The following is a 14453-nucleotide window of genomic DNA, read 5'->3' as shown; positions in this document are numbered from 1 at the left end:
TTGTGATAGCCCTCGAACAATGTCGGCCCGCGGATCTGGAGTTCGCCCGAAACACCATCTTCCTCGATCGCTTCGCCGCCGCCGGGTGGGACGAGCCGGCTTTCGATGTTCGGCGCGCGGCCTTCGCCATAGGGGCGCTGATAGGTACCGCGGCGCGGGAAGAGGCTCGCGCGCTTGTCGGGATCGGGCATGTCGCCTTCACCGGTGATGAAGCTCATCCCCTCGTTCGACCCGAATACATTGACGATGATGATCCCGAGCTTTTCCTGGAAGCCCCGCACCATCGCAGGCGCGAGCGGCGCCGAGCCCGAGGCAATGACGCGCAGGCTGGACAGGTCGACCGACGCCAGCAACGCCTCATTCTGCAGCAGCATGTTGAGCACCGCGGGCGGCGCGATCGTCAGGCTCGGTCGCTCGGTCGCGATCTGTTCAGATACACGCCGGGATCGAAGGGATGGTGCAGCACCATCGTCCCCGCGCTCGTCAGCCAGCACATGGTGATGCCGCCGATGCTCGCCATGTTGATGAGCGGGAAGGGGTTGAGCAGCACGTCGCCGGCGCCGACCTTCATCGCCTCATATCCCGCACCCGCGACCGCGATCCAGTGATTGTGGCTGCGCGGCACACCCTTGGGCACGCCGGTGGTGCCCGAGGTCCAGCAGATGGTGAAGACGTCGTCGGCATCGACGGGGTTTGCGGCGATATGCGCCGCGAGGGCGTCGGCGTCGCCCTTGGCAGTTGACAGGTCGAGCGCATTCGCGGGGGCATCGGGGCCGAAGGTCATCAGCGCAATACCTTCCAGCAGCGGTTGCGCGACGCCGATATGATCGCATCCTTTGACCGTCGTTGCACACACAAATGCCTTGGGCTCGACCACCCCGATCATGCCCCTCAACTCATGGCTGCGATATTGCACCGCCGCCGGGCTGACGATCGCGCCGATCTTTGCCGCGGCGAAGTACAGCGCCACAAATTCGCTGATGTTGGGAAGCTGGACGAGCAGCACATCGTCCTTGCCGATCCCCGCCTTGACGAGTGCGCCCGCGAGCCGATCGATCTCGGCGGCGAGCTCGGCGTAGGTCAGCCGCTGTGGCTCGCCGAAAGCGAACTCGGCGCGGTTGGGCGCATCGACCAGCGCGAGCCGCTCGGGGTGCGTCGCCGCGTTCGCCGCGAACAAGCTGGCGAAGGTCTGATCGCCCCACCAGCCACTCTCGCGATGTCGCTGCCTTTTGTCCTCTCCCGCAACGATCATCTCAGGCGGCCAGCACGCTGTTCGGCCCCATGCCGATATCGTCGCCACTCGCCCACACCGTGTGCGTGCCCGAACAGATGCGCTCGGGCAGGATGATCCGGCACACCGGCCCCGCCGCGATATTTTTTGCGTCGATCAGCACGCATTCGGAGCGATCGGTTTCAAGGTCGGCGATGAAGGAGACGAGATAGCCGTCATCCTCGTCCTTGGCATTGATGCGCGGTGCGAACGGCGCTTCGCTGCCGAAACGGCCGGGGCCGAATTCATAGGATTCGCTCGTGCGGGCGTTCAGGTCATGCTTCACCAGCCCGCGGAACAGGAACCAGCCCGGCTCGGGGATGGCGCTATAGGCATAGCGATAGGGCTTGCCCGCATAGCGATGGTTGAACATGCCGAATTCCAGATCGCGCTCGTCGAGCCGTTCTTCGACCGTCTCGCCGGTCTTCAGGTTGAAGCGCCAGCGGTGAAGGCGCGGCTTGAGCAGCCCCTGGTCTAGATAGGCCATCATCCGCTCCAAGCCCTCCGGGGCATTGGGATAGGACTTCGGCATCGGCTCTTCCTGATAATAGCCGTCGAGGATGATCTCGTCGCCTTCCTCCCAAGCGTTCAGCCAATGGAGCGTGTAGGTCGGCTCGGCCTCGAACCAGCGGATATCCTCGGGCTGCCCGTGGCGCGGAATGATCGCGAAGCGGGTCTTTTGGTCGGGGTGAAACTGCACGACATGCAGCTGCTTTTCGAGCAGCTCCTGATTCCAATAGAGCGGCATGTCGTTGAGGATCGTATAGTTTTCGGTGAACGCCATGTCGTGCGGCAGGCGCGGTCCGGGCAGCGGCACCGGGATATAATGCTTCAGCTTATTGTCCGGCCCGACGACGCCATAATGCATATAGGGCGCGTGCTTCGAGTAATTGAAGAACATCAGCTCGCCGGTCGCAAGGTCGACCTTGCAATGCGCCGAAATGCCGTCGAGCGGTACCCAGCTTTCGGTGCCGAACTGCTCCAACGTGAAGGGGTCGAGCCGATAGGCTTCGCCGCACTGGTAGAAGGTCGAGATGATCTTGCCCGCGTGGATCGCGACGTCGGTCGACGAAGAATCCTTGAGCCACTCCTGCGCGCCCCAGCCGTGGCGCGTCGACTTGTGCGGCGGCTCCATCAGGCCTGCCCACAGCGAGCGGCCGGCCTCCTTTTCGGCCTCGAACCCCTTGGTGCGCACGAAGCGGCTGCGATAGCTGGCGCGGCCGTTCTTGAAGCTGATCGCGTGGATAAAGCCGTCGCCGTCGAAAGGATGATATCGACCGATCGGTTCGTGGATCTGGTTCTCGCCGGTGCGGACGTAGACGCCGTCGATGTCGTTCGGGATATTGCCGATCACCTCGGCATCGCCGTTCGCGAAGATCGCGTTCCATTCATTATAGGTCGGGCGCCACGCACCCTGCATATAGGGGTGGTCGTTCGGCTGGATCGTCGTTTCGATCGTCTCGACAAGCTGCGCGGTCATGCGAGGGCTCCTTCGGCGGGGGCAAAGCGCGGGCGCGTTGCGGCCGCATCATATTCTTTCACGAGGCGGTCGACGATGGCCACAATGGGCTCGACGCCGCGCACCGCGCCGACGCCTTGCCCCGCGGACCAGACATTCTTCCACGCCTTTGCATCATCCTGTGCGTCGGAGAAATTGGGGCGCTTGTCCTCGGGCATGTTCGCGGGATCGTAGCCTGCAGCAATCAGGCTCGATTTCAGCCAGTTGGCGGTCACGCCGGTGATTCCCTTCGAAGGCACGATATCCTCGGCGCCCGCCGCGACGACCATATCCTTGTAGGGCTGCGCCGCCATGCTCTCCGCACAAGCGATCAGCGAGGTGCCGAGGTAGGCGAAGTCGGCGCCGAGGATTTCGGCCGCACGCACCGCATGGCCGGTCGAGATCGCGCCGCCGAGAACCAACGGCCCGTCCCAGAATTGCCGCACCTCTTCGACGAAAGCGAAGCCCGCGGTCGCGCCGGTATGGCCGCCCGCGCCCGCGGCGACGAGGACGAGACCATCGACTCCCGCCGCGGCGGCCTTGCGCGCAAATCCGACCGAATTGACGTCGGCAAAGACGAGCCCGCCATAGCTGTGGATGTCCTCGACGACGCGCGCCGGGCTGCCCAGCGCGGTGATGACGAGCGGCACCTTGTGGCGCACGACGCAGGCGAGGTCTTCGGGCAAGCGGCTGTTCGACGGATGGACGACCAGATTGACCGCCCATGGCGCGGCATCGGGATCGTTCGAGAGCGCCGCGTCGATCCGGCTGACCCAATCCTCAAGATCGGCCGAGGTGCGCGCGTTGGGTGCGGGAAAGCTGCCGATCACGCCCGAACGCGATGCCGCAATCACCATCTCGGGACCCGAGACGAGGAACATCGGCGCCGCGATCGCCGGCAGCCGCAAATTGCGCGTCAGCGCGGGTGGAAGGCCGTTTTTCGGCACTGTTCTGCTCTCCCAAATTATCTGACTTGCATAACGATACTTAAAGACGATAAGAGTCGCAAGGCCAGAAAAACATCGCGGGGCAAACCCGACGATGGTGGGAGGGAGAGACATTATGAAGACGCATTTCGTCGCGCTGCTCGCTGCATCGGCGCTTGCCAGCCCCGCCGCCGCTTTTGCGCAGGACGCTGCCCCTGCCGAGGAACAGGGCGGGCTCGAAGAAATCATCGTCACAGCGCAAAAGCGCGCCGAAGGCCTGTCGGACGTGCCGATCTCGATCTCGGCGATCAGCGGCAAGCAGGTCGAAAATTACGGCCAGACCAACCTCGAACAAATCTCGTCGTCGGTCCCGAACCTCAAAATCACCCAGACTGCGATCGCTAACCGCATCGCGATCCGCGGGATTGCTTCGGGGGACAACAAGGGGTTCGAACAGTCGGTCGCGATGTTCGTCGACGGGGTCTATTACGGCCGCGACCAGCTCTCGCGCCTCCCGCTCGTCGATATGGAACGCGTCGAGGTGCTGCGCGGGCCGCAGCCGACTTTGTTCGGCAAAAATGCGATCGCCGGCGCGGTCAACATCACGACGCGCAGCCCGACCGACGAATTCGAAGGCTCGGTCAGCGGCCTTTATGAATTCAACCATAAGGAATTCCAGCTCACCGGCGTGCTGTCAGGACCGCTGTCGGAAGGCGTCGAGGCGCGCGTTGTCGGCTATCATCGCTCGATGGACGGCTATTTCTACAACCAGAAACTCGATCGCGACGAGCCCAACGTCGACGAATATTATTTCCGCGGCAAGCTGGAGCTCGATCGCGGCGGGCCGTTCGCCGCGGAACTCAAGCTCGAATATGCGGACTTCGAGATGAAGGGGCAGCCTCGCGACGTGTTCGGCGCGGTCGGCAATTACAACACGGTGTTCCAGGGGCCGTTCTTCGTCAGCACCAACCCAGACTATGTCCGCGAAGACAATGGTTATGAAAGCAAGAACAAGGTGTTCGGCGCGACACTGAATGCCGACCTTGAAGTCGGAGAGCATACGGTGACGTCGGTCTCGTCGCTGCTCGACTACAAGACGCGCGAAATTGTCGACGTCGATTTCTCGGGGATCAGCTTTCTCGATGGCACCAATTTGCGCGAGGATTATCGCCAGTTCAGCCAGGAACTCCGCCTGACTTCGCCGGGCGGCGAGACCTTCAACTATATCGCCGGCGTCTATTACCAGCATGCGAAGCTCGACGTGCAGGATTTCACCCTGTTCAACCCGACCTTCCTCGCGCTTGGCGCGCCGTTCAATGCGCTGGGCGACACGCGCAACGACCGCGATTATGCGCAGAAATCGGACCTGATATCGGGCTTTGCGCAGGGCGAATTGTCGGTGACCGACCAACTCCGCATCACCGCGGGCGCGCGCTTCAACCATGAGAAAAAGACCGGCCGCCGCTCTCTTGCGGTTGTCCAAGGCCCGCTCAACACCTTCAACCCGCTGGTCGTCGCCGCGACCTTCCGCGCGCTCAACATCGAGGCGCATAGCATTTCGGGCAAGATCAGCGAGGACAGCTTCAACCCGATGGTCAATGTCCAGTTCGATGCGACCGACGACCTGATGCTCTACGCCTCCTATGCCAAGGGGACGAAGGCGGGGGGCTTCGACATCCGTTCGAACTCGCTGCCGACCTCGACCACCGTCGCGAAGCCCGGCGCCTTTGAGTTCGAAGACGAAAGCGCCGACAATTTCGAGGCCGGCCTGAAGTACAAGGGCCGCAACGTCGCTTTCAACCTCTCGGTCTATCGCACCGATTATAAGGATCTTCAGGTCAACATCTTCGACGGCACGCTGAACTTCAACGTTCGGAACGCCGCCGAAGCGCGCACGCAAGGCGTCGAGGCCGATTTCCGCGCCGCGCTTGCCGACGGGCTGACGGTCAGCGGCGCGGTCGCCTATCTCGACTTCAAATTCACCAATTTCACCGACGGCCAATGCTATTATCTGCAGGTGCCCGGTGCAAATGGATTCTGCGACTATTCCGGCAAGCGTAACGCGCTCAGCCCCAAATGGTCGGGCAATTTGAACCTCGATTATACGACGCCGGTCACGACGAACATGAAGGTCGCGTTCAACGTCAACGCCGACTTCTCCTCGTCGTACATCGCCTCGGCAAACCTCGACCCGCGCACGCATCAGGACGGTTATGTGAAGCTCGGCGCGCGGCTCGCGCTGGCACAGGTCGACGACCGCTGGGAAGTAGCGGTGATCGGCCGCAACCTGACGAACGAGCGTATCTTGCAGACCGCGAGTTCGATGCCGCTGGCGACGACGATCACGCGCAATGCCGGCAATGCCTATAATGGCATCGTCGACCGACCGCGCACGATTGCGGTGCAGCTGACCGGGCGCTTTTGAGGGACTATTTCAATTTCGAGGCGCTTTGCCTTAAAGACGTCATCCCGACGAAGGCCGGGATCTCACCCTCGCTTTCGGGCGCACCGGCGAGATGCCGGCCTTCGCCGGGATGACGATCCAAGCAAGGGAAGCACTTGAAACACGACCGCACGATCAGGGCCTGTTCGATCTGGCGCGCGCTCGATGTCGTCGGCGATGTGCCCGTGCTGCTGATCATGGAACAGAGCTTTCTTGGCACCCACAGCTTCGACGAATTCGTCACGCGGACCGGTCTCGCACGCTCGGTGGTGAATGGCCGGCTCAAGAAGCTGGTCGAAGAGGAATGCCTCGTCAAAGTGCCCAAGAAGGGCGGGCGCGGGTTTCACTATGTGCTGACCCAAAAGGGCCGCGACCAGTTTCCCAACGGCCTGATGATGCTGCGCTGGCAGCACAAATGGGAGGCCGATAGCCGCGATTTCCAGGTCCGGCTCCACCATGTGACCTGCGGCCATGCCACCGAACCCGTGCCCGCGTGCGCGCATTGCCGCGCCGAGATCGACCCGCGCGACGTCGACTGGCGGGAAGGACCGGGGCTCGCGCAGGTCGTCCCGCATTACGAACGTCGCCGCTTCAACGGCGAAATCGGCGCGCGCCGTCCTGGCGGGCGGCCCCTCGTCGATACGATGATCGAGCTGTTCGGCGACCGCTGGGCGACCCTCGTCGTCCGCGCGATGTTTACGCATATCAATCGCTTCGACGATATCCAGCGCGACACGCTGATGGCGACGAACATCCTGACCGGCCGCCTCGAAAGGCTGGTGCGGCAAGGAATTTTGAAGACCGTGCCCTATTCGGCGCATGCCGACCGCGTCGAATATCGCCTGACCGCAAAGGGGCGCGACCTCTATCCGGTGCTGCTCGCGCTGCTGCAATGGGGCGACAAATGGTTTTCGGACGAGCGGGGGCCGCCGCTGCTGCTCACCCATCGCCCGTGCGGCCATGACCTCAGCATGGTCGCCGCGTGCAGCCATTGCGGCGATGAGCTGCAACTGTCGAACAGCCGCTTCACGATCGAGACGGCCGAGGGCTCCGCGTGACATTGCGCCCGCGCGCGATTATAGGCGCGGGTATGCGGACGCTGACGTGCCTCCTGATTGGCTTGCTGGTATCGCTCTCGATCGGATTCGGGAGCATTGCGCATGCGGTCGAGGCCCCCGAGTGGAGCACAACCGAATCCTGCGCGGAAGACAGTGGCCACACGCAGGGTGAACCCGCCAATGATCCCGACGAGATGGGGTTGCATAACCACGGTGGCTGCCATGGCCATCATCAGGTGGGCGCTGTCGGCGCGCACGCTACACCGACCCACTTGCCGCTCCATGGCCTGAATTTTGTCGCGGGCTCCGATTTCATGCGGCAATTGATCCCCGACGCGAACCTGCGGCCGCCGATCGCCTGAACCAGCCCGTGCTGCCGGTTATCCGGCGGCTTTCTTTGGCTTGTTCAGGATAATAACCGATGAAATCATTTTTGGCGGCCGTGCTGGCCGCGTCGCTCTGTGCCTTGCCGGCGCAGGCGCAAAGCTCGTCCCCGTCCGCGGGCGGCGATATACTCACCCTTGACGAAGCACTGGCGGCCGCCTGCGTTGCGACCCCGCTGACGCAGGCGACCGAGGCCGGCGTCTCGGCCGCACAGGCGGGGCGAACCGTCGCCGGGCTGCGTCCCAATCCGTCGGTCAGCGTCGACACCGAAAATGCGCTCGGCACCGGGCCATATCGCGGCTTCGACGAGTCCGACACGACCGTCGCCTTTGCGATGCCTGTCGAACTTGGCGGGAAAAGATCGGCGCGCGTCGCGGTCGCCGATGCGAAGGTGCGGCGCGCGTGGATCGACCTTGCCGTTGCCGAGGCCGACCGCCGGGTGGCGGTGACCGAGGCTTATGTCGCGGCGATCGCATCCGAACGCCGCGCCAAAATCGCCGAAGCACAGCTCGCGGTGACGACCGATAATCTGCGCATCGCGCGCGACCGTGTGATGGTCGGCGCCAATTCGCCGATCGACGAGCAGCGCGCCGTGCTGGAACAGGTCCGCGCGACAACCGACGCGGAGACCGCACGGCGTGCGGCGAGGGCGACGCGCGCGGCGCTGGCGCAATATGTCGGCGATGGCGCCGGGGCGGCGCTCGATCAAGGCTGGTTCGATCGCGCCGCGGTGACGGAGCAGGGGCCGGCAGCTCCGGTCGATCCGCACGGCACGCTGGCTTTGGCTGCGGCGACCGCCGACGCGTCGTCGGCCGAGGCCGAACTACGGCTGGCGCGGAGCCAGCGGGCGCCCGACGTGACGCTGATCGCCGGGACGCGGCGGCTTGAGGCGAGCAATGATCGGGCGATGGTCTTCGGCGTGTCGGTGCCGCTGCCGCTGTTCAATGGCGGCAGGGCAGCGGTGACCCAGGCCGCGCGCGAGCGCGACCGCGCCGAGGCGCAGCAGCGTATCGCGCTGTTCGAGGCCGAGCGCGCGATTGCGGCGGCCGAGGCCGACCGCGACCGCGCCGCCACGGCCGTGCGCGCCTCCGAACCCGCGATGACGGCAGCGACCGAAGTCGCCCGCATCGCGCGCATCGGCTATGCCGAGGGCAAGTTCGACCAGCTCATCCTGCTCGACGCCGAACGGACCCTGCTCGACACGCGCCGCGCCGGAATCGACGCACGCGCCGCCTATCATGATGCCGCCGCACGCCTTGAACGACTGACGGCCCGGCTACCCGCCGAGGGAGAAATCAAATGACGACAAAGACCAAATATCGGGCGGTACTGCCGCTCGCGCTGACGCTTGTTCTGGCCGGCTGCGGCCAGCAAGGGGCGCCGCCGGCTGCAAAGGTCGAGGCAAAAGAGGCCGAGGGCGTAATCCATCTGACCACGCAGCAAATCGAGGCGGCGGGAATAACGCTCGTCCGCCCGACGGCGGGGGTGAGCACGCTCAGCCTACCCGCAACGATCGAGAGCGACCCGCAGGCGACGCAAGTCGTGTCGGCCGCAATCGGCGGGCGCATCGTCGCGCTGAACCATAACCTCGGTGAAACCGTCCGCCGCGGCGAGGTCGTCGCAGTGATCGAGAGCCGCGACGCCGCGGGTCTGCGTGCCGAGGTCGAAGCCGCGCGGGCGCGCGCAAATCTCGCGCGCTCGAACCTCTCGCGCGAGGAACGGCTCTTCGCGCTCAAGGTTTCGCCCGAACGCGACCTGATCGCGGCGCGCACCGCAATGACCGAGGCGAGCATTGCTCTGCGCCTTGCCGGGCAGCAGCTGTCCGCTGCGGGCGTCGGCGGCGGCTCGCTCAACCGCATCGGCGTTATCGCGCCGATCGGCGGGCAGGTGACGGCGCGCAGCGTCGTGCTCGGCCAGACCGTCGCCCCCGATGCCGAACTGTTCCGCGTCGCCAACCTCGGCCGCGTGGCGATCCATCTGTCGCTCGCCCCGGCGGATGCGGGGCGGGTCCGCGTCGGGACGCCGGTCGAGGTCCGTGCGGGTGCGCGCAACTCCGTCGCGCGTGTCCGGTTCGTGGCGCCCGTGCTCGATGCCGCGACGCGCCTGGTGCCGGCTGTGGCCCTGCTCGACAACAGTGGTGGCAGCTGGCGCCCCGGCGAGCCCGTTACGGCGATCCTGCAGATCGGCGCTTCGGGTGACGCGGTGAGCATCCCCGACAGCGCGATCCAGACCGTCGCGGGCCGCACAAGCGTCTTCGTCCACACGAAAGACGGTTTCCGCGCTGTACCCGTGACCGTCACCTCGCGTGTCGGCGGCGTGGCGACCGTCCCCGGCTTGTCGGGCCGCGAGAGCCTCGCGGGCGAGGGCAGTTTTACCCTGAAGGCCGAACTCGCCAAGGGCGAAGCCGAACATGGGGGGCACTGACATGATCGCCTCGATCGTCAATTTCGCGGTCGCGCGGCGCTGGTTCATCCTGCTCGTCACCGCCATCGCCACATTGATCGGTGCTTGGGCCCTGGCGCGCCTGCCGATCGACGCCGTCCCCGACATCACCAACAATCAGGTGCAGATCAGCATACGCGCACCCGCGCTTTCGCCCGAACAGGTCGAACGCCAGGTCGCTTTCCCGATCGAAACCGCGCTTGCTGGCATATCTGGGCTGGAAAGCACGCGCTCGCTCAGCCGCAATGGCTTTGCGCAGGTCACCGCGGTGTTCACCGATGGCACTGACATTTATTTCGCCCGCGCGCAGGTCGCCGAACGGCTGCGCGATGCTGAACGCGCGCTGCCCGACGGTGTCGACCCCGAGATGGGCCCAATTGCGACGGGTCTCGGCGAGGTTTTCATGTGGACCGTCCATATGGAGCACCGCAAGGACGACAAGCACAAGCCCGACGAGCCGGGGATGCAACCCGATGGCAGCTATATCACCCCGGAGGGCGAGCGGCTGGTCACCGACGCCGAAAAGGCGACCTATCTGCGCACGGCGCAGGACTGGATCGTCACGCCGTTGCTCAAGCCGATACCCGGCCTTGCTGGCGTCGACACGATCGGCGGCTATGTGAAGCAATATCAGGTCGTACCCGATATGCAGCGGCTCGCGGCGCTCGGATTGAGTTTGGGTGATCTCGCGCAGGCTCTGGAGGCGAACAATCAGGCGATCGGTGCGGGCGTGGTCGACCGCAATGGCGAAGGGCTGGCGGTGCGTTCCGACGCCCGTATCGCCAGCGCCGATCAGCTTGCGCAGACGGTGATCGCGACGCGCGGCGGCGTGCCGATTCGCCTCGATCAGGTCGCAAGCGTGCGCACGGGACAGGCAATTCGCATGGGCTCGGCGTCCGAAAGCGGCCGCGAGGTCGTCGTCGGCACCGCGATCATGCGGATCGGCGAGAACAGCCGGAACATTGCGGGACTGGTTGCCGAGCGGCTCGACGAAATCAACGCTTCGCTGCCGACCGATATCGTCATTCAGCCGGTGCTCGACCGCACCGGGCTCGTCAACGCGACGATCCGGACGGTGGCGAAGAACCTCACCGAAGGCGCTCTGCTCGTTATCGTCATCCTCTTTCTTTTGCTCGGCAATTTCCGTGCGGCTCTCATCGCGGCGCTGGTCATCCCGATCACGATGCTGTTGACGAGCTTCGGCATGTTGCAGGGCGGCGTGTCGGCGAATTTGATGAGTCTCGGCGCGCTCGATTTCGGTCTGATCGTCGACGGCGCGGTGATCATCGTCGAAAATACTCTGCGCCGTATCGGCGAACGTCAGCACAAACTTGGCCGCACGCTCGACCGCGACGAGCGCCTCGGCGTCGTCGCGGCGGCGGCGCGCGAGATGATCCGCCCTTCGGTCTATGGGCAGGCGATCATCATCCTCGTCTATGTCCCGCTGCTGACGCTGACCGGGATCGAAGGAAAGACCTTCACGCCGATGGCGCTGACCGTCATCGCTGCGCTTGCCGCCGCCTTTGTCCTGTCGCTGACCTTCGTCCCCGCGCTGCTCGCCTGTCTGTTGTCGAAGCCGGTCGAGGAAAAGGAAGGGCGGATCATGCGCTGGCTCGGCGCGCGCTACCAACCCGGTCTCGACCGAGCGATGCGGCAGCCGCGAAAGACGATGCTCGCGGCGGCCGGCGCGCTTGTTCTGGGCGCGGGCGCCTATGCCACGCTTGGGCAGGAATTCCTGCCGCAGCTCGACGAAGGCGACCTTACCGCACAGCTGCTGCGCGTCCCGGGAACATCGGTTGACCAGAGCCAGGCGATGCAGCTTCGCGCCGAACGCGCACTGGCGACCCTGCCCGAGGTGAAGTTCGTCTTTTCAAAGACGGGTACCGCTGAACTCGCGTCGGATCCGATGCCGCCAAATATTTCGGACACCTTCATCATCATGAAAGACCGGAAGGGCTGGCCCGATCCGCGGCTGTCGAAAGCCGAATTGACCGCGAAAGTCGAAGAGACGCTTTCTAACCTGCCCGGCAATGCGTTCGAGATCAGCCAGCCGATCCAGATGCGCTTTAACGAGCTGATCGCCGGGGTACGCGGCGACGTCGCGGTCAAGGTCTTTGGCGACGATAGCGACGCGATCGCGGCGACCGCCAACCGGATCGCCGCGGTGATGCGCAAGACCGAGGGGGCGACCGACGTTCGTGTCGAGCAGACCGAAGGCCTGCCGATGCTCGATATCCGGCCGAACCGCGAGGCGATGGCCGGACTCGGCATCACGGCGGCGGCGTTGCAGGAGACCGTCGCAGCCGCAGTCGGCGGACGCGACGCTGGCGCGATTTTCGAAGGCGACCGGCGTTTTGCGGTCACGATCCGCCTGTCCGATGCCGTCCGTGCCGATTTCGCGGCGCTGGGGCAGGTTCCGGTGCCGACGCCGGACGGCAGTTTCGTCCCGCTCGAAAGCGTTGCCGAGCTTGAGGTGGTCGACGGTCCGAACCAGATCAGCCGCGAGAATGGCAAAAGGCGGATCGTCGTGCAGGCGAACGTCCGCGGCCGCGATGTCGCCAGCGTCGTCGGGGATGCACAATCGGCCATCCGCGAACAGGTGCGGCTGCCCGCGGGCCAATATGTCGAATGGGGCGGGCAGTTCGAAAATCTGGCCTCGGCGCGTGACCGCCTCGCGCTCGTCGTTCCGGCCTGTTTCGCGCTGATCTTGCTGCTTCTCTATGGGGCTTTGGGCAGCGCACGCGATGCGGCGATCGTCTTCACCGGCGTGCCGCTCGCGCTTGTCGGCGGGACGCTCGCGCTGGCCTTGCGCGGGATGCCCTTCTCGATTTCGGCAGCGGTGGGCTTCATCGCTTTGTCGGGGATCGCGGTGCTCAACGGGCTGGTGATGGTGACATCGATCCAGCAATTGATCGCCGAGGGGACGGCACGTGCCGAAGCGGCGAAAGCGGGCGCACTGGCGCGGCTGCGGCCGGTCGTGATGACCGCGCTCGTTGCCTCGCTGGGTTTTGTCCCGATGGCGCTCGCGACCGGGGCGGGAGCCGAAGTGCAAAAACCGCTCGCGACGGTCGTGATAGGCGGGCTGATCTCCGCCACCTTGCTCACCCTGTTCGTGCTGCCGACACTCTATGCGCGTTACGGTCGTCCGCGACTAAGGTAACAACCTGCCTTCGTCGCGCCGCGGCATCGGCGCGACGAAGTGCAGCACCAGGGCCGACAGGATCAGCCAGCCTGCCGAGAAGAGGATCGCGGCGGGCAGCGACGCCAGATCGGCGATCAGCCCAAGCGTGTACGCGCCAAGCGCCATCGCGCCAAAGGTCACCGCCTGATAGATCGACAGGCAGCGCCCGAGGATATCCTCGGGCGAACGCAGCTGCATCGCGACGTTGAGCGACGTCAGCGTCGACACCCATGCGCCGCCCGCGACGAAGGCCGCGAGCATGACCCACGGCAGGCTGGCGGTCAGTGCCACCGGGAGCATCGCGGCGGCGAAGATGACGGACGCGACCGTCACCACCCGGTCGCTGCCCCATCGGCGCCGCGCGGCGCCCACCCACAACGCGCCAAAGATCGACCCCGCGCCAAAGGCGGCAAGGCACAGGCCATAGATGATCTCGGTTCCGTGCAAGCGATCGCGGACGAGCGACGGAAGCAGCGCTTGAAAACCCGCCGCGCCGAACCCAAAGGCAAAGCCGCGGATCAGCACGCGGCGCACCGGGTCGGAATGGGCGCAGAAACGGATGCCCGCCGCGATGGCGGTCAGCATCGGCGTGCGCCGTGGCGGGACGGTTTCGGGATGCCAGCGCAGCAGTACGACGATCAGCGCAAGATAGCTCAGCGCATTGAGCCCGAACGCCGCGGCGGTGCCGACGATGGCGACGAGCATGCCGCCGAGCGCCGGGCCGACGCTGCGCGCCAGGTTGAAGGCGATGGTGTTGAGCGCGATCGCCTGCGGCAGATCCTTTGGCCCGACCTGCAATCGCACCGACGCCTGCCATGCCGGCCCGTTGAGCGCGGTCCCGCACCCGACCGCGAGCGTGAAAAAGAGCAAAGTCAGCGGCGTGATCGCGTCGAGATAGGTCGTCAGCGTCAGCAAGGCTGAGACGATCAACATCCCCGTCTGCGCCGCGAGCATCACGCGCCGCCGGTCGAAATTGTCCGCAATCGCCCCGGCAAAGATGCCGAGCAGCATGATCGGGATCGTCGCGCCCGCCTGCACCAGCGCAATCAGCAGGTGCGACTGGGTGAGTTCGGTCATCAGCCACGCGGCGGCGACCGACTGGATCATCGACCCCATGTTCGAGGCAAGGTTCGCGATCCAGATCGCGCGAAACGCCGGATAGCGGAACGGCGCGAGCGCGGAGGGCGGGGGCGGGGTGTCGGGACTCACTCAGACGCGGGTAACCCGCCCTGCCACCCTCGGCAAGGCCGG

9 protein-coding genes and 1 pseudogene are annotated in these 14453 nt (G+C 65.2%); 6 read left to right on the top strand and 4 right to left on the bottom strand.

The features are described 5' to 3' along the window. Positions 1-62 precede the first annotated feature (62 nt). The 3 genes and pseudogenes from SKP52_RS12610 to SKP52_RS12600 all read right to left on the bottom strand — a co-directional run. Positions 63-1252, bottom strand: a pseudogene (locus SKP52_RS12610) (long-chain fatty acid--CoA ligase); the annotation flags it as partial. 1 nt (position 1253) lies between these two features. Further along, positions 1254-2750, bottom strand: coding sequence for a carotenoid oxygenase family protein (locus SKP52_RS12605; RefSeq protein WP_039575176.1), 1497 nt, complete (start codon positions 2748-2750; stop codon positions 1254-1256). Beyond that, the gene (locus SKP52_RS12600) at positions 2747-3715 is read right to left on the bottom strand and encodes an NAD(P)H-dependent flavin oxidoreductase (RefSeq protein ID WP_052208224.1); all 969 of its coding nucleotides are present in this window, start codon (positions 3713-3715) and stop codon (positions 2747-2749) included. Before SKP52_RS12600 ends, SKP52_RS12605 begins: the two co-directional genes overlap by 4 nt. Positions 3716-3830: 115 nt before the next feature. Between SKP52_RS12600 and SKP52_RS12595 the strand changes: the two genes are divergently transcribed. The 6 genes from SKP52_RS12595 (at position 3831) to SKP52_RS12570 (ending at position 13181) form a co-directional block, all read left to right on the top strand. Beyond that, positions 3831-6119 (top strand): TonB-dependent receptor, encoded by a 2289-nt coding sequence (locus SKP52_RS12595; protein ID WP_039575174.1) that lies wholly within the window; start codon positions 3831-3833, stop codon positions 6117-6119. Positions 6120-6253: 134 nt separating this feature from the next. Further along, complete coding sequence (locus SKP52_RS12590) at positions 6254-7195, top strand: winged helix-turn-helix transcriptional regulator (RefSeq protein ID WP_039575172.1); 942 nt, start codon at positions 6254-6256, stop codon at positions 7193-7195. 32 nt (positions 7196-7227) lie between these two features. Continuing rightward, positions 7228-7557 (top strand): hypothetical protein, encoded by a 330-nt coding sequence (locus tag SKP52_RS12585; RefSeq protein ID WP_039575170.1) that lies wholly within the window; start codon positions 7228-7230, stop codon positions 7555-7557. A 59-nt stretch (positions 7558-7616) separates the two neighbouring features. After that, positions 7617-8882 carry a TolC family protein gene (locus tag SKP52_RS12580; protein WP_039575168.1) on the top strand — a complete coding sequence of 422 codons (1266 nt, stop codon included), beginning with the start codon at positions 7617-7619 and terminating at the stop codon, positions 8880-8882. Further along, positions 8879-10003 (top strand): efflux RND transporter periplasmic adaptor subunit, encoded by a 1125-nt coding sequence (locus tag SKP52_RS12575; RefSeq protein WP_039575166.1) that lies wholly within the window; start codon positions 8879-8881, stop codon positions 10001-10003. The genes SKP52_RS12580 and SKP52_RS12575 overlap by 4 nt, the downstream gene beginning before the upstream one ends. A 1-nt stretch (position 10004) precedes the next feature. Then, positions 10005-13181, top strand: a complete 3177-nt coding sequence (locus SKP52_RS12570; RefSeq protein WP_039575164.1) for an efflux RND transporter permease subunit — start codon at positions 10005-10007, stop codon at positions 13179-13181. On the opposite strand, the gene SKP52_RS12565 is transcribed toward SKP52_RS12570, so the two are convergent. Further along, on the bottom strand, positions 13173-14411 hold the full coding sequence (locus tag SKP52_RS12565; RefSeq protein ID WP_039575162.1) for an MFS transporter: 1239 nt from the start codon (positions 14409-14411) through the stop codon (positions 13173-13175). The two genes, SKP52_RS12570 and SKP52_RS12565, sit on opposite strands and share 9 nt — an antisense overlap. Positions 14412-14453 lie beyond the last annotated feature (42 nt).

It is taken from the genome of Sphingopyxis fribergensis, assembly GCF_000803645.1.
Taxonomy (GTDB): domain Bacteria; phylum Pseudomonadota; class Alphaproteobacteria; order Sphingomonadales; family Sphingomonadaceae; genus Sphingopyxis; species Sphingopyxis fribergensis.
Note: the sequence above shows the minus strand (reverse complement) of the source record. Positions and strands in the feature narration are given on the sequence as shown.